Source organism: Rhizobium sp. KNZ14-9A (genome assembly GCF_056755015.1).
Genome location: NZ_JBPGXB010000001.1, coordinates 317281 through 336802, shown reverse-complemented (window position 1 = coordinate 336802; position 19522 = coordinate 317281). Strand labels below are relative to the sequence as shown.

Genomic DNA, 19522 nt, shown 5'->3' with positions numbered 1-19522 from the left:
GGATGCTCGCCTGGTATGTCAGGGCGTCGATGGCTTGCGCCGCAAGATCATGCCGCCATGGTGCAACGTGTTGGCATCGACGAAATCGCCGTCGGCAGTGAAGCCCGTGTCATCCCAGTACTCGATATGCGTTCCCTCGACTTCATAGCGGCCCTCATAGGCTCGCTCACGCTGACCGCGGGCCTCGACATAGCGTCCGCTTGGCAGAAGTTCATGGCGAACACGGTTGTCGTCGGTGACCCACATGCCAACGTAGGGGTGGTTCGGCTGCAAATTTGTCTCCTGTGCTTCTGCGGGTTGAAACGAAAGTGTGGCCGCTGTGATGAGTGCTGCAAATGGCTGTCGCATGGTCGGGCTCCGTTAAGCGTTACCGTTCTCAGTTTGGATCGCGCGTGGGTGCGCGGTGTCGGTTCGGCAGACACTCAGTTCTGCCGAAACCGCAGGCGTCGGTCATTGGGAACGTGGGGCGTTGTTGTCGACGACCTGCTGATAGGCAACGAGGTCCAGGAAGGCTTCCGCATTGACGACGAGGCCATCCTTCATCTTGAAGATCCAGACAAACTGGTTGCGATAAGGTGCGCCCGACGTCGTGGTCGCCGTCCCGTCGAAGCGGATAATGATGGTGTCGCCGTCGGCAAAGATGTCGTGCACCTCGGGCACGACCGGCGACGCAAGGCGACTGGTCAGAGGGCGCGATGCCTGTTCGATAAAATCCTTCTGGTTGCGATAGGTGCCGGCAACCGGTCCGGAGCCGTGGATCGTCCAGACGACGTCGGGAGCGAGAAGTTCCGCGAAGACATAGGTACCCCCGCGCCATTTTTCGAAGGCGGCTTCGACGATAGCCTTGTTCCGTTGCTCCATTGCGGCACTGTGCGGAGCCTGCATCTGCGTTGCTGCGGTGTTGGCAATGGCTGGGCCCGGCAGGGCGGGCGACAGCAATGCCAGTGTGATCAGAGCCGTTCGGCTTGCGCCGGCAATCCGGTTGTATGTCGGGAGAATGGTCATGGTATCGGTCCTTTCCTGTTGCTGAGGGCTTGATGGGACCTGTCGACCGACACTGAAGCTGAGCGCACCGTCGACAGGCCTCAACGGCGAAACTCGCAAGCCCGAGCGTCCAAGAAGTTTATATTGATCAAGCGTCATATCGCTGTCTCCTGGTTGCGAGATCCAAGATAGACGCGCCAAGGAGAGCGAACAATTTGCCCAATGATGACCACTATGGTAACTAATTCTAACCAATGGCGATCGATATGAATGGCATCTCTGTTTTCCTGGCAGTCGCCGAAGCGCGGAGCTTTCGCGTGGCCGCGGAGAATCTGGGCGTCACACGGCCAGCGGTCAGCCAGACGATCCGGCGTCTCGAAGATCGGCTAGGTGTGGCGCTCGTGCAGCGCACGACACGCAGCGTCAGTCTCACGGAGGCCGGCGAACAACTGTATCAGCGAGTGGCGCCGGCCATTTCCGAAGTCGGACTGGCGCTCGACGCGACGGCGGACCGCGACAGCGCACCGAGCGGACTGTTGAGGCTGGCGGTGTCATCCATCGCCGAGCAGTTCATCTCCGGGCCGCTTCTGGCGCGATTTGCGGACACCTTTCCCGCTGTTCAGGTCGACGTGACTGTCACGGACGAGGAATTCGACATTGTCGCGGAAGGCTTTGACGCGGGGGTGCGCCTGGGCGAAGTCATTGATCAGGATATGATTGCCGTGCCCGTATCGGGCGATCAGCGTCAGGGCGCCTTCGCCGCCCCATCCTACATCGAACGCTTCGGCAAGCCTGAGCATCCTTCGGAGCTCGCCGCGCATCGGTGCATCGGCTGGCGACCAGCGCCACATAGCGCACCCTATCGCTGGGAATTCGGCGAAAACGGGCGCGAATTCGACGTGGCTGTCGACCCGCAGATAACCACCAACGACATGTGGCTTATGATCCGCACGGCCTGTGCCGGCGGCGGCATTACCTTCGGCATGGAAGACACGTTCAAACCCTATGTCGACTCGGGTCAGTTGGTCCCTCTCCTTCAGGAGTATCGCCCTCCGTTTGCCGGCTTTTTTCTTTATTACCCCAGCCGGCGCAATCTCGCTCCCAAGCTTCGAGCGCTCGTCGACCATGTCAAGCGGTGGCGATAGCGCCTGCCCATGAAATCGCTGTCGTGATAGGCACTACCGGGCAGGTCGATGCGGAACGCTCCGAAGCTCATGGTTACCTTAGCGCCGTTGCGGCATCGCGGATGACGGCCTGGATTGCCCGCTTGTCCAGGAGCGCCGGCTCCCACGAACCTGTCTTCGAGAAAAAGCGTTCGCACGCCTTGAACATGGGGTAATCGCGGACGGTTTCCCCAAAGGCATTGCCTCAGCAATATCTGACATGGGTGGTTGCCCCCGGTAAGATGGAAATACGGGCTCACGATTGGAACCGGGCCCAGCATCAAATGGGAGGCAACCATGGACCAATATATCGGGCTTGATGTTTCGCTGAAAGATACTGCGGTTTCGATCCGAGAGAATAGGAAGCGTATCTGGCGAGGGAAATGCCCTTCTGATCCGAAAGTTCTGCCGCAAATCATCCGCAAGCATGCTCCGCACGCAAAGCTAGTCGTCTTCGAGACAGGTCCACTGTCGACATGGTTCTATCATGCGCTGAAAGCCGAAAGAATTCCCGCGATCTGCATTGAAGCACGTCATGCGCAAAAGGTTCTGAATGAAACCCTCAATAAGACTGATGCCAATGATGCGGATGGCCTAGCGCAGTTGGCTGAAGCCGGATTTTACAAAGTCGTGCGAGTAAAGACTTTCGACAACATGGTGACGCGCACACTGGTGGCAGCGCGTAGCCAGCTCGTAAGCATTTCCAAGCAGCTCAGCAACCAAATACGTGGTCTCCTGAAAACGTTTGGTCTCATCGTGCCCAAAGGGGAGGCGGGGTATTTGATGCCAATGTGAGAGCGCTGCTGAATGGAAATAGCGGCCTGGCAGCTGTGATATTGCCCCTGCTCGAGGCATGGCGCGATATACGTAAGCGCGCATCCAATCTTGATCACCAATTGCTCGTAGCTTCCAGGCAGAGCCGGGCTACGAAGCTCCTGATGACGATTCCAGGCGTTGGTGCCGTCACGGCCGTCTCGTTAGGATGCTCAAGACCGGGGAAGCATTCAATCCATTGGCCGGCGCAGCGGCTTAACCGAAGCGCCGGCCTACCTGCCTCAGCACCTCAATCCGACTGAGATGCTGGGCGTCCCTGCTGTGGACGTGGGTTGGGTCATTCCGTCGATTCCGTCGCAGCTCGTTGAGACTGCGTCTTGAACATAGGAAGACCTGCCCTGCGAAAACCCATCATGCGGCGACTGCATGTCGACCGCGGAGACAACCGTGCTCCCAGCCCCGGACGAATTTGCAGGAATAACAAGATGTCGAAAGGAAATGTGAAAAAGATCTCGCGCTAGCAACACGGCAACGAAATACCTCGTTTAAAATCCGCTTGACCCGATGCAGGCGATTAGACAACGGAATCGAACCATGGGCCCGTTGATAGCAATCACCGCTTTGCCTCTCGACGCGAAGTCATACGCCTATGACGTTCTGCAGCAATACACTGTAGAAGGCGTGGTTTAAACGGTCCGTTTTGAGTGCCGATTGCGCCCCAAAACGGACCGAAGACATCAGAGCCCACCGAGGCTCATATATTTGATGTTGAGATAGTCCTCGATCCCATGGGAGGAGCCTTCACGACCGATACCACTGTCCTTAACCCCGCCAAATGGGGCTTCCGGTGTCGTGATCACCCCGGCATTGATGCCGATCATGCCGCTTTCGATTGCGCGGGCGACGCGGAAGGTGCGTGCCAGATCGCGGGTAAAGAAGTAGGCAGCCAAACCGAACTCCGTGTCGTTGGCGGCATCTATACCATCCTGTTCGTCCTTAAATCGGAACAGCGCCGCGACAGGACCGAATGTCTCCTCGTGGGCAATGAGCATGTCGGGGGTGGCGTCGGCGATGACCGTCGGTTCGAAAAACGTCGCACCCAGCGCGTGCCGCTGGCCGCCCGTTAACACGCGCCCGCCCTTGGCCTTGGCGTCCTCGACATGCGCTTCGACTTTATTGACCGCTGCCTGATTGATCAGCGGCCCTTGCTCGACACCGGCCTCGAAGCCGTTGCCGACCTTCAACAGCTTAACGCGCTCGGTGAGCCGCCGCGCAAATTCGTCATAGATACCGTCCTGCACATAGAAACGGTTGGTGCAGACGCAGGTTTGGCCACTGTTCCGGAACTTGCCGGCGATGGCCTGTTCGATGGCAAGATCAAGATCCGCATCGTCGAAGACAATGGTCGGCGCATTGCCGCCTAATTCCATGGAGAGCTTTTTCATGGTGTCTGCAGATTGCTTATAGAGCAGCTTGCCGACGCGCGTGGAACCGGTGAAGGTGATCTTGCGCACCTTTGCGTTGCTGGTGAGTTCACCGCCGACCGCTGCGCCATCGCCCGTCACGACATTGACCACACCGGCCGGCACGCCGGCCTTTTCTGCCAGGATTCCATAGAGCAAGCCGCAGAACGGCGTGAACTCGGAAGGCTTGATGACGATGGTGCAACCGGCAGCCAGCGCCGGCGCCACTTTGCGAGAAAGCATCGAGAACGGGAAATTCCACGGCGAGATCGCGCCGACGACACCGACCGGCTCCCGCGTTACCAAGATCTGACGATCCTTCCATGGCGACGGCACGATCTCGCCGTTGATGCGCCGCGCTTCTTCGGCAAACCACTGGATATAGTCCGCACCCAGCTTCATTTCCGCGCGGGCTTCGGGCAGTGGCTTCCCCTGCTCCAGAGTGAGCATGGCGGCAAACGTGTCGAGGTTGTCGTAGACGATCTGCGCCATGTGGTGCAGCCGCGCGGCGCGCTCGGCCGCCGTTGTTCTCGACCAGCTGACGAACGCGGAGTGAGCTGCGTCGATGGCTCTACGGGTTTCGGTCGCGCCAGTCCAAGGGATACCGCCGATCCGGGCTTCCGTCGCTGGATTTACCACCGCGTATGTCTTGCCGTCGTCGGCGCCGACCCATTCACCGGCGATATAGTTGGCTTCTTTCAACCAGCCATCGGCTTTGAGTTGTTCGATTGACATTGTCATTGATTTGCCTTTCCGAAGTCTATTGGACTGATCTGCGTCGAGCATTTACGCGGGGATGTCTTTCCGGTGGCGGTCGCCCTTTTGGGCGACCGTGTCACGAAGGCGCCGTCAGTTCCAGGGTTCGCCGTTGCCGAACGACCAGTCGGAACGATCGACATAGACCATGTTGATCATGATATCGTCGGGGCGGACAGAAAGCTTCTCCTTCAATTCGTCGGCGATGAAGCGGAAGAAGGCAAGCTTGGAAGGCTTGTCGTTGCCGACGGTGCTAGTGACCTGGATGAGCAGGAAGTCCGGCGAGCGGTCGAAGCCGAGGAACTTGCGATCATAGATCAGGTTCTCTGCGGTGTGTTCACTGACGACGATGAAGCGATCGCCATCCGGAGCTTTCAGGACATCGACGATGCCCCGGTAGACGATGTCAGCGACGGCGGTGCGGTACTCAGTGGACTTTCCCTTGATGAGGTCGATACGGGCGAAGGGCATGATGGTCTCCTTTGATTGAGGTTGAAGTGCCAGGGTTGGGTTGGACGGGGTTGAGTTAAAGGTTTTCGGGGATCGGCAAATCTGGCTCTGCCGATTTTCTGTGACGACTAGCGTTCGTCGATTTCGGGCACGCCGCTATTGCGGTCGGCATAGGCGGCCTGGAAGGACGGCCGGGCCTGCCAGCGCTTCCAGTAAGCATCGATATGCTCGAAGCGTTCATCCAGCGGTGTTGCGTTTATAGGGAACTTCGAGAAGGCGATGGCAACGGCCATCGTCATGTCCGAGAAGGTCGGCGCGTCGCCGCCCAGCATCCATTCGCGTCCGTCGGCCAGGTGCTGGTTGACCAGGCTGGCATGCGCCAGGGCTTCCTTGCGGCAATGTTCGCCCCAGGCGTGATTGGTGGTCAGTTCGAGCTTAGGGCCAAGGCCCTGATGGAGAACGTGGAAGGCGGTGACGATGCGGTAGAGGATGTGCACCCAGATGCGGTTGCCCCACATATTGTCCAGCCCCTGCTCCAGTGCCGTCTCGCCCATGATCTTGCGGCCCGGCATAGATTGGTCGAGGTAGCGGGCGATGGCGTCGGTTTCCGCGATGTATGTGCCGTCGGCCAGCTTCAGGGTGGGCGTTTCGCCCCACGGGTTCATCTTGACATGCCGCCATTGGCGCTGCTCGCCGACCGGGCTCATGTCGTAGACCTGCTCCTCGAAGTGAGAGGCGATGCCCTTCTCGTGCATGAAGAGGCGAAGGCGCTGCGGGTTCGGGAAGGCGGAGGGCGATGTGAAGAGGCGAAGTTTGTCTGACATAGTGATGTTCCCTTTTGACTGGTTCGACGTTCTACCTGTCGTCAGGTAGTCAGTGGAGCTACACCTACGCCTTGCTTTTTGTGCTGTCAACGACTATCTGTCGTCAGGTAGATAAAAATCTCGATGCGATAAAAGGAAGCGACAGTGACTGCGGATACAAAGGATAGGATCATGGAGGCGGCAACGCTGACCTTGCAGGACCTCGGCTATGGCGGTCTTAGCTTTCGCGAGCTCGCCAAGGATGTCGGCATCAAGAGTGCCAGCATTCACTATTACTTCGCGACCAAGGGCGAGTTGGGTGCGGCTCTCGCCAATCGCTATACAGCCCATTATGGCGCTGTTCTCGACGAACTGCTAACGCAGGGTCTTGACGTCGAGACGTGCATGGCGCGCTACACCGACGTCTTCGCCGAGACGCTGCGCGCCGACAACCGCCTGTGCCTTGCCGGAATGTTGGGAGCCGAGCGCAATCAGCTGCCTGAAGAAGTCCAGGCCGAGGTTGTCAAATACGGGATCATGAACGAACAATGGCTCGCCCGTGTGTTGGCTTTGCGCAACCCCGGCGGGGTCAAGGAGAATGAGCGTCAGGCTCGCGCCATCTATGCCGCCGTTCAGGGCGCACAGTTGATCGCCCACACCCGCAACGATGTTTCCCTTTACGAGGAGATCATCGCGACCTATCGCGCCAATGGCCTCATTCCGTAAATTCGATCACGCTTACGGTTTTTTCGCATCCGGAAGCAAACGCACTTGGCGCGAAGTTTATGTCATCAGGTATGAGAGAGTACGCTAGCGTCCGCCATCAATGCGTTTGGCAAGATGTCGGCATCGACAGAAATAGGAACCACCCATGTATGCGAGCGTAGAGGACCGGGATATCCCCTTCGTCGTAGACCTTATCAATCGGGCCTATCGCGGCGTCGGCGGGTCGCTGGATGGAGCAACGAAGAGGCCTACCTGGAAGGCGATCGAACAACAGCGGCACTTCTGCGCGCCGACATCTCGGCCAGGCCGTCAGCCTCGCTGCTGAGATGGATTGACACGGACAGCCGGGCGCTGACGGGCTGCGTCTGGCTGGAGCCTTTCGGCGACCAGACATGGTATCTCGGATCTCTGGCCATCAAACGGCGTCTCTATCAACCGAAACCGAAAGCCACCCCAAAGAAATGAGTTGGGTGAGGGTCGAAGTGGAATGTCTCAAAAAAACCCGAGCCTACATCCATCCTGACCCGCAGCAACGGCTTCAAGCCGCGTTGGCTCCCGCTTGTCTTTCGCGCCACAGAGAAGGCGACAGGCCGGTCGCCCGCTTGAAGGCATTGCTGAACGCTCCTTGCGAGGAATAGCCTATCAGGGCGGCAACCGATGCCACCGGCAAATCGTCGTCCCGCAGCGCCTTGCAAGCAATGTGAATACGCCACCGAGCAAGATAGCCGAGCGGCCCGATACCTGCCGTCGCGGTAAAGCGCGCGGCGAAGCTCGACCGCGACATCGCGCAGGCCCGGGCCAGTTCGTCTAAATGCCACGAGCGCGCCGGGTCCTCATGCATGAGCTGCACGGCCGGCGCGAGGCGTGGATCGCCTAGTGCGCGCAACCAACCCCGGGGAATGCGGCTGTTGCCATTCATCTGTGCCCGCAGAATCTGAACGAACAGCAATTGCGCCAGCTGCGATGCGACAAGGGCGTTTCCCGGAAGGCGCTGCGTGCGCTCGGTCACCAGTTCGTCGAGCAACCACCGAAACCGCCCGGCCTGCTCGGTCGCACCGTCGATGCGCAGCCACGGCGGCAGGGCTTCCGACAGAAGCGTGCCGCTGGTCGGATCGAGCAAGACATGCCCACCCAGATAACTGCAATCCGCTCCATCGCCCAGGGTGACGAACGAGCGGCCGCGCCCGGAAAACAGCGCCATCGCGTCGAGCGGCGTCACCGACGGATCGCTCGATACTGTGTAGGGGCGCTGCGCCGTCAGAAGACCGACATCCCCTTCTTCGAAGCGCACAGGCGCTTCGCCATCGATCTGCGTCCAGCATGCGCCCTGAGTCAGGGCGAAAAACTTGATCGACTTCGGGGCCGGAAACCGGAGGGCCCATTGCCCCCCTGCGTCAAAGCCACCGGTTACCATCGATTCCACGGTTGTGAGATGGAGAATTTCGGAGAGTGCGTCAGAAGTCATCTTTGGACTATCGCGTATGTATCTTAGACGTTCAAGCATTCTCAATCCGACTTGACCGGCTATTTTACGGTTGAAGACATTAACCGCTTTCGGAGCATTTATGGCAGACGACACAGTCCTAATCACCGGCGGAACCGGATTTATCGGGCAGCACACCATCATCGCAGCGCTTGCCGCCGGTTTCCGGGTACGGGCCGCCATTCGATCGCTCGACCGGGAAGAAGAGGTCCGTGCCTATCTGGCCCATGGCGGCGCCAAGCCGGGGGACCGGCTAAGCTTCGTCGAGACAGACCTGCTCAAGGACGAGGGATGGGCCGACGCCGCGCAAGGTTGCGTCTATGCCATTCATAGCGCGTCCTCCACGCCCTCAGGAAACTATGCGAGCGAAGAAGACTGGATCCGGCCCGCCGTCGACGGCAACCTTCGGTTGCTCCGTGCGGCCCGCGACGCTGGGGTGAAACGAGTGGTGCTGACCTCCGCCTTCGGGGCCATTGGCGCCGGCAAGGCCAGTCCCGGTCGCCCCTTCACCGAGGAGGATTGGAGTGATCTCGACGGTCCTATCGCGCCTTATCAGAAATCGAAGACGTTGGCGGAGCGCGCCGCCTGGGAGTTCATCTCCGATGAAGGCGGTCAGATGGAACTGGCAACGATAAATCCGACCGCCGTCATGGGCCCGGCTCTTGGCCCGGACACCTCGCATTCGCTGATGATAAACAATCAGCTTTTCTACCCGACCATCTGGGCGCCGACATCCACGACGCACGTCGACGTCGCCGCCTGCCTATGGCGGTAATAGCCGAACGCGCCTTCACCTCACGCTCAACGCTTCAAAAGATCGAGGCTGGCGACACCAATGTCAGCATCGGCATCTATGCAGGCGTCCTCCAGGCACTCGGTTTGCTAGATGGGCTGAGCAAAGTCGCCGACATCAGTAACGACAGCGTCGGCCAGGCCCTGGCCAGTGCGGAGTTGCCCAAGCACGCTCACCCAAAGCGACCGGCGGGATCGTCACGCGATGGCTGATTTTGAAATTCATCTCGACCTTCACGGCCGCACACGTCCGATCGGACTGGCGCGGAGCCATCGCGTCCGTGGTGCCGAAACGATCGTGTTTGAGTATGACAGTGCCTGGCTTGAGGACCCCTACCGCTTCTCCCTGGAGCCCGCTCTGGCTCTGAGCCGGGGAACGTTCGCTCCACCCGCCGGCCTCGCAACCTTTGGCTCTGTTGGCGACTCAGCGCCCGATACCTGGGGGCGACGCCTCATGCAACGCTCGGAAAGGCGCATGGCTGAGCGCGATAGTCGGGCCGTTCGCACGCTGGCCGAAAGCGACTATCTGCTTGGCGTCGCCGACGAGACACGGCTCGGCGCGCTCCGCTTCCGCTGGCTCGGCGACGAGGAAACCTCCTGGATGCTGGCCAAGGTGGCGCGGGGCTCCCATGAGTTGCTGCGCCGAGGTCGGTCAATTGATGCAGCCTGTGCACGGTGCTGGAGATGACGATCCGAACCGATGGTTATCATACTCTCATCCGCGGATTTTCACCGCCTGACCATATTCGATGCGGGCTTGCCTCTCTCTAAGGACGGATATCTATCCCAACGTAGGTCGAGGGTTCCTTAATCTTTGGCCGTCATCTCCAGCATACTGCACAGGCAGAAACGGTCTGGTACGTCGCAGACTACGAGGCCCGGATTGGCAGGTGCCGAGAAATGCCCCGGATGAATCCGGCAAGTTCATGCGCAATGGCAGTCAGAACACGAGGCTGTGGTTTTCCGGTTTTTGATAGGTCCCGGTAGCGCTTGCACAATCGCGTCTGAGCTTTCCAGCCAATATCTTTAATCTCTTGAGGCTGATGCTGGCTGCGCTTCAAATAAGGATGACGTTCTTGAGGGGGTGCCGATACGACCAACTCGCTTCAACCATCATCGTTCGGGCCAGAGCATTGCCTGTCTTGGTGATACGACCTCGTCGCACTGTACTGCCGCTGGAATGCTCACTTGGCACCAATCCCAACCAGGCCATGAGCTGGCGTGGATTTTCAAAGCGGCTAATGTCTCCGATCTCTGCGGCCAGCGTCGCGGCGATAGTCGTGTTCACCCTGCGCAATGATCGTAAGGCGTCGACCAATTCACCAAAACGCCAACCTTTTACAGCATCCTCGATTGATATGCTCCCACCTGAGCGGCGACATGTGCTTCAACAGAGTATAAGGAATATCTCGACCCGCACTACGCCGTCGCGCTAGTCGACGAGTAGGCCGGTCGCGTTATGGTTTGAAATCGGGCCATGGCGCGGCTCGGCAGCCTATTTTGAGGCAGCCTACTTCATTTCTACTCCGATGTTGTAATGTTCGTCTGATATATTATACGTATGTTAGAGTCCTCGACGTGGACAATGAATTTGCAATGGGTTGAAGGATGAAGAAAAAGACGATCGTAAAACCGGTGAAAGCGCGCTCCGACGGGTCGAGACCACTTTCGGAAATGGCTTACAATCTTTTGAAAGATAAGCTGATTTCGGCTAAGTATGTACCTGGACAGTTTTTACAGGAAACACAGATTTCCGCCGATTTGAATTTGGGGAGGACGCCTGTTAATCATGCTCTTCACCGGTTGCAGCAGGAAGGCCTGGTAGAGATCATTCCCCGCAAGGGCATTATCGTTCGCGCGGAATCGCTTTCTGAAATCTATCTGGCGCTTGAGGCGCGTACCGTTGTCGAGCCTTACTGCGCGGGTTTGTGCGCGGAACGGCGATCCGACGTCGATCTTGCCGATCTGGAAACGATCAATGCAGATTACGAGCGTCTCCGCACGACAGGCGACAAGGTTCGCCTTATGGAACTCGACCGGCAGTTTCACACGAAGATTGCGGAAATTTCCGGCAACAGCCTGATCGCGGACTTCTTGCGATCGGTGCATGAGCGTATGTCCAGGATCTGGTTTCTGCCGCTGTGGCAGTTTCACGATTTCGGCCTCACCGGCGACGAACACGCCAGCATCCTGGCCGCCATGCGCGAGCGCGACAGCAAAGCCGCGAATGACGCGATGGCACGCCATATCGAGAGCTTGCGTCAGCGGATTATGTCCGCCGTCGTCTAAGGCCGTCATTATCAGTCGAGAAGCCCGTCCGGTTTGAAAAAAACCCGACGGGCTCTCATCGGTGTGAACTTGGCTGCCGATCAGTGCGGCAGCGCCTTCTCGGGATGCAGCCCTGGATAACCGGGTGAAGGCTCGCCCTTGGCTTCACCAAGATACAACCCAATTTGTGTCCGAAAGCGTTCGACGCCAGCCCGGTCCGCCATGAACTTTCCAAAGGCTGTTGGATTGCCGTTCTTGTATTCCCAGATAGGTCGGTAGCCCTTGGGCGGCGGAACGTCGGTGCGGACGGACCACATGTACCAGATATGCGCCTGGGTGTTCTTGTCGAGGAGCCAGTTCAGGTACAGCTTGGCCGCTTCGGGGTGTTTTGCATCCTTGAAGATCGCCGCCTGCTGCGCCCAGGCAACGAAGGGGTCCTCCTTCGGGAGCACGAAGCGTGCGACTGTTCCGTCAAACGGGATCAGGCCGCCGTCGGTGCTGAAGGTCGCCACCGCCTTGCCGGCTTCAACGTCATCGGTTGGCGCCTGCGTGCCACGGACGTACATCGGCTCCTGCTTGGCGAAGTCAGCCACAAAACCCCAGCCGTATTTGTCTACAACCTGCTTGAACCAGAACAGCACGGCGTCGTCGTCCGTGGGATAGGTGACGACGAGTTTTCCCTTGAATTCAGGGCGCAGGTAATCTTTTGCTTCCGTCGGCCACTGGCCGTTCGGCAATAGCTTGCTGTTGACCAGATTGCTGAAGGCGTCGACGAAAATGCCAGTATAGGCGCCGTCCTTGTCACGGAAATCCTTGTAGATTGCGTTCCAGCCGGCTGGCTTGTAGTCCATGAGGACGCCGCCCTTCTTCCAGCGCGGAAAATCCTGCAGGGTTTGCAATTGTGCAACGTCGGGCACAAGCGTGCCTGTCGCCAGTTGGTTGTCGATACGCGCGTCATGGAACTTTGAATAATCGACGACGATGTCGAGGGTCATTCCGGGAAACCGTTCTTCGAACGCTTTTTTCATCCCGTCCTGCTGGCCAGGCGTATCGCCGCCGGCATAGACGATCAGCCGGCCGCCCTCTTTCAGGGCAACCTTGTGCAGTTCGTCAAGCGTGCGCGTTTCCACCTTCACGTCCTTCGCATAGGCCTGTTGCACAGGTAAGATCGGGCTGGCGAGAAGGACCGAACCGAGGGCAAGGCCGATCGTCCCTCTTCGAGTGATGATCATGTGGATCTTTCCTCTTTCAATATACGACGGTGAAGCGTTGCTTCACATATTTCGGGGTTTCGATTTCGTTTGATGCGCGGTTTCGCGCATCCGCAAAACGGGTGGCACATTGGCGCTACCGGTATACTTGCCGCTTGCAACCGGAAATAGTTAATAGGTTCCGTGACCAACATGGGCAATACCTTCAATCTCGATGAAGATCTTCGGATGCGCCAGATTGCTGACCTCGACCAGAGTGCATGCAGGAAAGTCGTTCTGGAAAAACTCCTTGCGTGCTTTCCATACCAGTTCGCGATGTTCGATCCGCGTCACGTAGATGGTGAGCTTGACAAAGTCGGACATCTTGCCGCCAGCGGCTTCCACCAGCGCCTTGTGCTTTTCCAGAATGACCTTGGTCTGCTCGTATTCATCGTCGCCGAGGATCGTGTTGAAGTCCTTGCCCCGGGCGGTCAGTCCCGACATATAGGCGACATCCCCGACCACCAGGCAATTCGACCAGAGACCGGGCGCGGCTTCGGTCACATGTTCACTGACAACTCTCTTGATCGGCATTCTTTGCTCCTTAGGACGTGGATGGTTTTTGAGTGCGCGTCAGCCATCCAGCCGCGCGCGCGGGATGATCAGCCTTTCAACTGTCCGTCCAGGAAGCCGCCGATGGTTTCATCGGTATGGAAGGACGGCTTTTCGTAATAGTGAGGACCGTCATAAACTTCGACGAGTTGGCACTTGGTCAGCGCTACAGTCGGCCCATGTGGGTGATCCTTCGGGTTCATGTAGAAGGAGCCGGCTTTCAGCGTGATCTTGCTGTCGGTGTATTCGTATTCGCCGTCCAGGCAGTACATGAACTGATTGGATGCGTGCGAGTGCTTGATCGGAATGCCGCCGCCCGGCTCGTATTCCAGGAGGGCAATGCTGGCGCCCGTCTTCTCGTTTCTCCAGAGAAAATACTGGCGAAAGCCGTATTCCGGGAAGTCGAGCCAGTTTGCGGGAATGAGGTCTTCCTTGTTGATCAGGATTTCGAGTGTTTCCGGTGTCATGATTGCCTCTTCTTAACGTGTGGTCAGCGAGTTGTGTGGGATGCAAAGTTCAAGCCCGGCGGACCTCGCCACCGGGTAGCAACTTATGGTTATTTTCACCAAATCCATGTCTTAGGTTTCTACTCAAGATTGTTATTCCGGGCGCAGCTCCACGATCCGGCAAGCGGTCCACGTTCAAAGCTTCTGTTGGTCGTCAGTCGAAGAATGTCGGCGGCGGGGCCATTCCCCACTGCGTGGTTTCATCCGCGCTTCCGACAAATCGCACCGGCACATATTCGTTGTTGATGATGTCGGTGTCGGTGTAGTGCTCGATGCGGAACCCGAAGGGGTCCAGCCAGTAATCGTAGATCAGGCTTCCCAGATAATGGCGTCCGACGCCGGCATCCAGCGTCCAGCCATTGGCCACAAGATAATCGTGCCCTGCCGCCACCGCGTCCAGATCCAGCACCTCATAGGAGCTGTGGTGACAGCCGAAATGCTTGGACTGGTTGATCAGGATGCAATGATGCTCGACATACTCATTGCCGCGATCGAGGCGAAGGAAGGTGCCAACGGTGATCGGCTCCGGTTCGGCGGGGGCGCAGATATAGTCGGCAGGCACCAGTGCGAAATGCTTCATGAACCAGTCGATTTCCGACATGGCATCCGGCACCCACAGGACGAAGTGGCCAATGCGCAGCGCAGGCGTTGCTTCGGCCCGCTGGCGGACTGCGGTGTTATGGCGAAGATGTTCGGAGGCGAAGTTCATGCGATAGGAGCGCCGCACGGGTATTTCCGGAACGGTGGCCACGCCATACTCGATCCAGATCGTGTGCTCGTTCGGCGTCTTCAGCGTGACGCGAAAGCCGCCGCCCGGTTCGGTGATCTCCTCGATTGGCGAAGCGCCGGGAATTTGCGCGGCCTTTTCCAGTTCCTCGCGTGAGGCGACCTTGAAGGCCCCACCCAGGAATTTGCGCTCCGCGCCGAGACGCGTCACATGGATATGATGGTTGCTGCCGGAGCCGCGCATGTAGAGTGCCGTCTCTGTGCGGGCAGACCGCGTCATGCCGAAATCGGTCAGAAACCGCTCCATCAGATCGATATCATCGACCTGGTAGGCCGTGTAGGCGACGTCCAGAAGGTTGACGCGTTCCATATTATTCCCCTTTTGGTTCGTATCGCCAGGCCTGCGCGTGAAGGCTCCGGAGAATTGCGTCGGCCGAAAACGGCAGTGTCGTCATGCGGATGCCACCGGCGTCATAGATGGCATTCGCCATTGCAGGCGCGAGATCAGCCGATCCGGCCCGGGCCGGGTCATGCCCACCATCGGCGCCCTCGGGAAGCGGCGTTCCCGTGAAAACGTAATCCAGGTCCGGCGCATCCATGATCGTCGGTGCGCGCAAGGCGCCAGTAACTGCCGCTGTTCCAGAGCCACCAAACGGAGAATCCTCGATCAGCGCATTGCCGATGCTGCGCAAGACGCTTGCCTGCAGTTGAACCGGATCGGGAAGACCCCGAAAATCCGTGATGTCGAGCGCGCAGACATGGGACAGCAAAACCGTAAAGCCGGTTTCCGTATCGACCTCAACCTCGACGAAATCCGCCTGATGGCCGAACAGTTGACCGTCGTGATGCCGCGAAAGAATTGACAGTCCGATGCCCTGACGATAGCGGCCGCCGGCGGCGCGATCTCGCGCCCATCCGTGCCACTTGCTGAGCCAGTCGAACCGATCTACCCCAGCGCGGATGCAGGCGTCCATGCGTGCGCCCGCCTCACCTGCCACCAGATTGTTGAGACGAAATTCGAGCGGATCCATATCAAGCGTTTCGGCCAGCATATCAATGGCCTGCTGCACGATGAAACCACTGTTTACAGTGTCGGACATGGCGGCACTACCGGTCGGGGGCGTGTGGGTATAGACGGTCGAGACGGCGCCGCTGAGCGAATCGACGCGAAGGGCACCCGTCAGCGTAGCGATATCGGCATGGACGGTCTCTCCCTCGGAATAGGCACCCGCATCGACAACGACGACATGGTCGAGCGCGACAATCGCGCCCTTTTCATTGGCGGCCATCCGCACGGCGTGATGGGCTGATGCCTGTCGGGAGAACGCATCCGCCAACTCCGGTTCAACGACTTTCACCGGGCGGGCGCAGGTCTTGACCAGCAATGCAGCAACGGCCTCAAGCGACCGCTCCGCCACATGTCCATCCGCCGCGCTTATCACCGTCACGTCGCCCCCGGCATCATGGGCGGCAAATGCTGCCTGCTGGCCGAAATCGACGCGCAATGGTTGGGATGCGATACCTGCGAATGCGGCGGTTCGCGCAGCATTGGCGACGGCGGCTTTGACATCGCCATGCACGCCGGTTTCGAGAGCCTGCGCTATGTCAAGCACGGCGGGCAGCGGCTCATAATCGATCTCGATCAGGCCGAGCGCCTCCTCGGCGATCAGCCCGGCTTCGGCCGCGACGACGGCGATCCAGTCGCCGGCAAACCGCGCCTGCGAACTAAGCAGCGGGGCCGTCCGAGGCGATCCGCCGAGGGCCGGCGGTGCGGGACAATCCGCATGGGTGAGCACGGCGACGACACCCGGTAGCCCCAGTGCTTTCGATGTGTGGATGCTGCGGATCCGGGCATTCGCATGCGGGCTAACGAGGATGCGCCCGTGCAACATGCCGTCTGCAGAAAGATCGGCCACGTTCTGCTCTGATCCTGTCACGCGCGCGGCGTTATTCTGCGGTTCCAGCCTTTTAATCCGAAATTCGGGAGCCAGGGTCATCGCGCGTTTACCTCGCGGGCCGCATGCATATGCTGGGCCGCCGTCATGACGGCGTCGATGACGTTCGAGTATCCCGTGCATCGGCAGATATTGCCGGCAAGCCCGCGACGGACGTCTTCGCGGGTCGGGCGCGGATTGCTCTCCAAGAGCGCCATGGCCGACATCAGCATCCCCGGCGTGCAATGGCCGCATTGCGAGGGGCAATGCTCGATGAACGCCCGCGGAAGCGGGTGCAGGTCGCCATCATCGCAGCGAAATCCTTCAACCGTGCGGATAGAGGCGCGATCGGCGCTAACCGCCAGCATAAGGCAAGAGAAGACCGGCCAATCATTGACGAGGACGGTGCATGCTCCGCTGCATCCGGCGAGGCCACACCGCTGCGTCCCCGTTAATCCGAACGTCTCGCGAATGGCATCGACCAACAGCAGGCGTGTATCGATGACAACATCCCGCTCGCGGCCGTTAATTTTGAATCTGACATGTCTGGCTACCATATCGCCGCTCCTCAATAGGCCAGATGCGCATCTTCGGCGGGATCATGCCGCGAGCGCGCGCGGCTTGCCGCCTGCTCCAGCACATCCCGCGCCAGAACGCGGATCCACGCGACCATGACATCATCGAGACCGGCGATATCATCGCAGCGAGCGAGACTTTCGACTACCCGATCAGCGGCAGCGGCATAATTGTCCGTCTCGGCGGAGACGCCGCAGAGAGAGGCTTCCGCTTCATACATGCGACGCGGCATTGAGCCGAGACCGCCAATGACGAGCACCGCTTCCGTGACGGTCTCCTTTGCCGTATCGAGCGCGACATAGGCACTGGCGCTGACCTTGCCGATGTCTCCCTCGCCGCGAACAGCGCGCGAGATTTTCCGGAAGGCGCTTCCTGCATCGGCGGCAGGCGGCGGCGCGAAGATCGAGGACACCATTTCACCCGGACGCAACACCGTCTCACCCGGCGCCATATAGAACGCATCAATGGAGATGTCCTTGACGGCGCTGCCATTGTCGATGCGGATCATCGCGCGGTGCGCGGCAAGAGCGGTCGGCAAATCGTGATAGATGGAGGCAGCGCAGACATTGCCGACCACCGTGCCCATATTGACGATATGCGGTGGCTGGATCTGCTCGATCGCCTCGTGCAGGGCTGCCCAGCGCTTGCTGACCCAGATATCCGCCGCCAGACGCCGAAGCAGGACCTGCGCGCCGAATTCAAGCCCCGTCCGGGGATGGGCGCGGAAGTCATCGAGTCCGGGGAGGTGCATGATGCTGACCAGACGGGCACAGTCGAGATCGCCACGACGCATCGCATGTGCCAGCTCGCAGCCGCCAGCGAATAGACGCGAGCCCGGCAGCGCTGCAAGCGCAAGCACGTCTGCAACCTCTGTCGGCTCTGCGAAGTCGAATAGCTGCGTGCTTCGCCGCATGTCCCGTTCCCTGTTTCCGTTTCCGACTTGCTACTGAATTATAGACGTGATGCTCCTCTGGCGCACGCCGTATTCACTGCAGCATTACAGATATCCGTGTGAAATATCAAGCGTTGACTTATGAATTAATTCTGTGGTCAGGTCGCTGTCATATCTGGCGCGAAAGTTGCGGTCCCGCGATTAGAGACTGTTGCACAAGCCTGAGAAGAAACACGAAATGAACTCCAACGGGGATTGACAACAATGAAACTACTGCGTTTTGGAGAGGCGGGCAGCGAGCGCCCGGGCCTTCTCGATAAGAGCGGCACCATCCGCGATCTCACCGAGATCGTCGACGATATCGCAGGTGCTACGCTTGGCGATGCGGGGCTGGCGAAACTTGCCGCACTCGACCCGTCGTCACTGCCCGCCGTCACGGGCGCGCCGCGTATCGGCGCATGCGTCGGGCGCATCGGCAAATTCATCTGCATCGGCCTCAACTACGCCGATCATGCCGCGGAGACGGGCAAGAGCGTGCCCCCGGAGCCGGTCATTTTCATGAAGGCGACATCAGCGGTCTGCGGGCCCAACGATCCGATGGAAATCCCACGCGGTTCCGACAAGTCGGATTGGGAAGTGGAACTTGGCATCGTCATCGGCACGCGCGCCAAATACGTCACGGAAGCGGATGCGCTGTCGCATGTCGCCGGCTATTGCACCATCAACGACGGTTCGGAACGCGCCTTCCAGTCGGAAATGCAAGGTCAGTGGACCAAGGGCAAGAGCCACGACACCTTCGGCCCTATCGGCCCATGGCTGGTCACCAGCGACGAGGTAGCCGATCCGCAGAACCTGAAGCTCTGGTGCGAGGTCGATGGCCAACGCTATCAGGACGGCTCGACCAAAACCATGGTGTATGGCGCTGCCTATCTCGTCTCCTATCTCAGCCGCTTCATGACGCTGGAGCCCGGCGATATCATCGCGACCGGTACCCCGCCCGGCGTCGGTCTCGGCATCAAGCCCAACCCGGTTTTCCTGAGGCCTGGACAGCGGGTACGGCTTGAAGTCGAAGGGCTGGGCGTTCAGGATCACCTAACAATCGAAGCACGCGCTTAAAGAAGGCAGACACGATCATGGCAGCTTATTTCATTGCCCACGGCACCCTGAAAAATCCCGACAAGATGCGGGAATATGTGGACCGCTCCGGTCCGATCGTCGCCCATTACGGCGGCGAGTTCATCTCCGTCGGCGAGGTCAAGGCGGTACTGACGGGCAAGCACAGGCACAAGCGCACGGCAATTTTCAAGTTCCCGGACGTCGCCTCTGCCGAAGCCTGGTACAACAGCGACGCCTACAAGGCGATCTGGCCGCTGCGCAACGAAGCCGGCGATTTCGATTTCATCGTGATGGAAGAATACTGATCT

General features: G+C 59.2%; 21 protein-coding genes and 2 pseudogenes. 9 read left to right on the top strand and 14 right to left on the bottom strand.

Features of this window, described 5'->3' with window-relative positions:
• Positions 1 to 18: 18 nt before the first annotated feature.
• Both ACR9ZQ_RS01730 and ACR9ZQ_RS01725 read right to left on the bottom strand, forming a co-directional pair.
• Positions 19 to 348 carry an Atu4866 domain-containing protein gene (locus ACR9ZQ_RS01730; protein WP_113322633.1) on the bottom strand — a complete coding sequence of 110 codons (330 nt, stop codon included), beginning with the start codon at positions 346 to 348 and terminating at the stop codon, positions 19 to 21.
• A 102-nt stretch (positions 349 to 450) separates the two neighbouring features.
• The gene (locus ACR9ZQ_RS01725; RefSeq protein ID WP_131622108.1) at positions 451 to 1005 is read right to left on the bottom strand and encodes a nuclear transport factor 2 family protein; all 555 of its coding nucleotides are present in this window, start codon (positions 1003 to 1005) and stop codon (positions 451 to 453) included.
• Positions 1006 to 1238: 233 nt separating this feature from the next.
• On the opposite strand from ACR9ZQ_RS01725, the gene ACR9ZQ_RS01720 reads away from it, so the two are divergent.
• Together ACR9ZQ_RS01720 and ACR9ZQ_RS01715 are read left to right on the top strand one after the other, a co-directional pair.
• Positions 1239 to 2129 carry a LysR family transcriptional regulator gene (locus ACR9ZQ_RS01720; RefSeq protein WP_481426690.1) on the top strand — a complete coding sequence of 297 codons (891 nt, stop codon included), beginning with the start codon at positions 1239 to 1241 and terminating at the stop codon, positions 2127 to 2129.
• A 315-nt stretch (positions 2130 to 2444) separates the two neighbouring features.
• Positions 2445 to 3124 (top strand): annotated as a pseudogene (locus tag ACR9ZQ_RS01715) (IS110 family transposase); the annotation flags it as partial.
• A 534-nt stretch (positions 3125 to 3658) separates the two neighbouring features.
• Here the strand turns inward: ACR9ZQ_RS01715 and ACR9ZQ_RS01710 are convergent.
• From ACR9ZQ_RS01710 to ACR9ZQ_RS01700, 3 genes are all read right to left on the bottom strand, one after another.
• Positions 3659 to 5119 carry an NAD-dependent succinate-semialdehyde dehydrogenase gene (locus ACR9ZQ_RS01710; RefSeq protein WP_481426689.1) on the bottom strand — a complete coding sequence of 487 codons (1461 nt, stop codon included), beginning with the start codon at positions 5117 to 5119 and terminating at the stop codon, positions 3659 to 3661.
• A 114-nt stretch (positions 5120 to 5233) separates the two neighbouring features.
• Positions 5234 to 5611 carry a tautomerase family protein gene (locus ACR9ZQ_RS01705; RefSeq protein WP_113322637.1) on the bottom strand — a complete coding sequence of 126 codons (378 nt, stop codon included), beginning with the start codon at positions 5609 to 5611 and terminating at the stop codon, positions 5234 to 5236.
• A gap of 107 nt (positions 5612 to 5718) precedes the next feature.
• Positions 5719 to 6414, bottom strand: a complete 696-nt coding sequence (locus ACR9ZQ_RS01700; protein ID WP_113322638.1) for a glutathione S-transferase N-terminal domain-containing protein — start codon at positions 6412 to 6414, stop codon at positions 5719 to 5721.
• Between the two features lie 144 nt (positions 6415 to 6558).
• Here ACR9ZQ_RS01700 and ACR9ZQ_RS01695 point away from each other — a divergent pair, with 144 nt between their 5' ends.
• Positions 6559 to 7119: a TetR/AcrR family transcriptional regulator gene (locus tag ACR9ZQ_RS01695; protein ID WP_439018661.1), complete on the top strand. Its 561-nt coding sequence runs from the start codon at positions 6559 to 6561 to the stop codon at positions 7117 to 7119.
• A 538-nt stretch (positions 7120 to 7657) separates the two neighbouring features.
• Here the strand turns inward: ACR9ZQ_RS01695 and ACR9ZQ_RS01690 are convergent.
• On the bottom strand, positions 7658 to 8584 hold the full coding sequence (locus ACR9ZQ_RS01690) for an AraC family transcriptional regulator (RefSeq protein ID WP_481426688.1): 927 nt from the start codon (positions 8582 to 8584) through the stop codon (positions 7658 to 7660).
• A gap of 100 nt (positions 8585 to 8684) precedes the next feature.
• Here ACR9ZQ_RS01690 and ACR9ZQ_RS01685 point away from each other — a divergent pair, with 100 nt between their 5' ends.
• The 3 genes and pseudogenes from ACR9ZQ_RS01685 to ACR9ZQ_RS01675 all read left to right on the top strand — a co-directional run.
• Positions 8685 to 9377 carry an NAD-dependent epimerase/dehydratase family protein gene (locus tag ACR9ZQ_RS01685; protein ID WP_481426687.1) on the top strand — a complete coding sequence of 231 codons (693 nt, stop codon included), beginning with the start codon at positions 8685 to 8687 and terminating at the stop codon, positions 9375 to 9377.
• The gene (locus tag ACR9ZQ_RS01680; protein WP_481427266.1) at positions 9323 to 9607 is read left to right on the top strand and encodes a helix-turn-helix domain-containing protein; all 285 of its coding nucleotides are present in this window, start codon (positions 9323 to 9325) and stop codon (positions 9605 to 9607) included. Before ACR9ZQ_RS01685 ends, ACR9ZQ_RS01680 begins: the two co-directional genes overlap by 55 nt.
• A pseudogene (locus ACR9ZQ_RS01675) lies at positions 9600 to 10046 on the top strand (type II toxin-antitoxin system HipA family toxin); the annotation flags it as partial. The gene ACR9ZQ_RS01680 and the pseudogene ACR9ZQ_RS01675, both read left to right, overlap by 8 nt.
• 405 nt (positions 10047 to 10451) lie before the next feature.
• Here the strand turns inward: ACR9ZQ_RS01675 and ACR9ZQ_RS01670 are convergent.
• On the bottom strand, positions 10452 to 10682 hold the full coding sequence (locus tag ACR9ZQ_RS01670; RefSeq protein ID WP_481426686.1) for a transposase: 231 nt from the start codon (positions 10680 to 10682) through the stop codon (positions 10452 to 10454).
• A gap of 320 nt (positions 10683 to 11002) precedes the next feature.
• Here ACR9ZQ_RS01670 and ACR9ZQ_RS01665 point away from each other — a divergent pair, with 320 nt between their 5' ends.
• Positions 11003 to 11683: a GntR family transcriptional regulator gene (locus ACR9ZQ_RS01665; protein ID WP_113322641.1), complete on the top strand. Its 681-nt coding sequence runs from the start codon at positions 11003 to 11005 to the stop codon at positions 11681 to 11683.
• Positions 11684 to 11763: 80 nt separating this feature from the next.
• Here ACR9ZQ_RS01665 and ACR9ZQ_RS01660 read toward each other — a convergent pair whose 3' ends face one another.
• The 7 genes from ACR9ZQ_RS01660 to ACR9ZQ_RS01630 all read right to left on the bottom strand — a co-directional run bounded on the left by ACR9ZQ_RS01660 (position 11764) and on the right by ACR9ZQ_RS01630 (position 18119).
• Entirely contained in the window at positions 11764 to 12792 is a 1029-nt protein-coding gene (locus tag ACR9ZQ_RS01660) for an ABC transporter substrate-binding protein (RefSeq protein WP_481426685.1), read from the bottom strand.
• A gap of 252 nt (positions 12793 to 13044) precedes the next feature.
• Complete coding sequence (locus ACR9ZQ_RS01655; RefSeq protein ID WP_113322642.1) at positions 13045 to 13446, bottom strand: RidA family protein; 402 nt, start codon at positions 13444 to 13446, stop codon at positions 13045 to 13047.
• 68 nt (positions 13447 to 13514) lie between these two features.
• Complete coding sequence (locus tag ACR9ZQ_RS01650; RefSeq protein ID WP_481426684.1) at positions 13515 to 13931, bottom strand: cupin domain-containing protein; 417 nt, start codon at positions 13929 to 13931, stop codon at positions 13515 to 13517.
• Positions 13932 to 14124: 193 nt separating this feature from the next.
• On the bottom strand, positions 14125 to 15066 hold the full coding sequence (locus tag ACR9ZQ_RS01645) for a VOC family protein (protein ID WP_481426683.1): 942 nt from the start codon (positions 15064 to 15066) through the stop codon (positions 14125 to 14127).
• A gap of 1 nt (position 15067) precedes the next feature.
• Positions 15068 to 16693 carry a xanthine dehydrogenase family protein molybdopterin-binding subunit gene (locus tag ACR9ZQ_RS01640; RefSeq protein ID WP_481426682.1) on the bottom strand — a complete coding sequence of 542 codons (1626 nt, stop codon included), beginning with the start codon at positions 16691 to 16693 and terminating at the stop codon, positions 15068 to 15070.
• Entirely contained in the window at positions 16690 to 17187 is a 498-nt protein-coding gene (locus ACR9ZQ_RS01635) for a (2Fe-2S)-binding protein (protein WP_113322646.1), read from the bottom strand. Before ACR9ZQ_RS01635 ends, ACR9ZQ_RS01640 begins: the two co-directional genes overlap by 4 nt.
• A gap of 11 nt (positions 17188 to 17198) precedes the next feature.
• Positions 17199 to 18119: an FAD binding domain-containing protein gene (locus ACR9ZQ_RS01630; RefSeq protein WP_481426681.1), complete on the bottom strand. Its 921-nt coding sequence runs from the start codon at positions 18117 to 18119 to the stop codon at positions 17199 to 17201.
• 243 nt (positions 18120 to 18362) lie between these two features.
• Between ACR9ZQ_RS01630 and ACR9ZQ_RS01625 the strand changes: the two genes are divergently transcribed.
• Both ACR9ZQ_RS01625 and ACR9ZQ_RS01620 read left to right on the top strand, forming a co-directional pair.
• On the top strand, positions 18363 to 19214 hold the full coding sequence (locus tag ACR9ZQ_RS01625; protein ID WP_481426680.1) for a fumarylacetoacetate hydrolase family protein: 852 nt from the start codon (positions 18363 to 18365) through the stop codon (positions 19212 to 19214).
• Positions 19215 to 19231: 17 nt separating this feature from the next.
• Positions 19232 to 19519 carry a DUF1330 domain-containing protein gene (locus ACR9ZQ_RS01620; protein WP_481426679.1) on the top strand — a complete coding sequence of 96 codons (288 nt, stop codon included), beginning with the start codon at positions 19232 to 19234 and terminating at the stop codon, positions 19517 to 19519.
• The last annotated feature ends 3 nt before the right edge of the window (positions 19520 to 19522 follow it).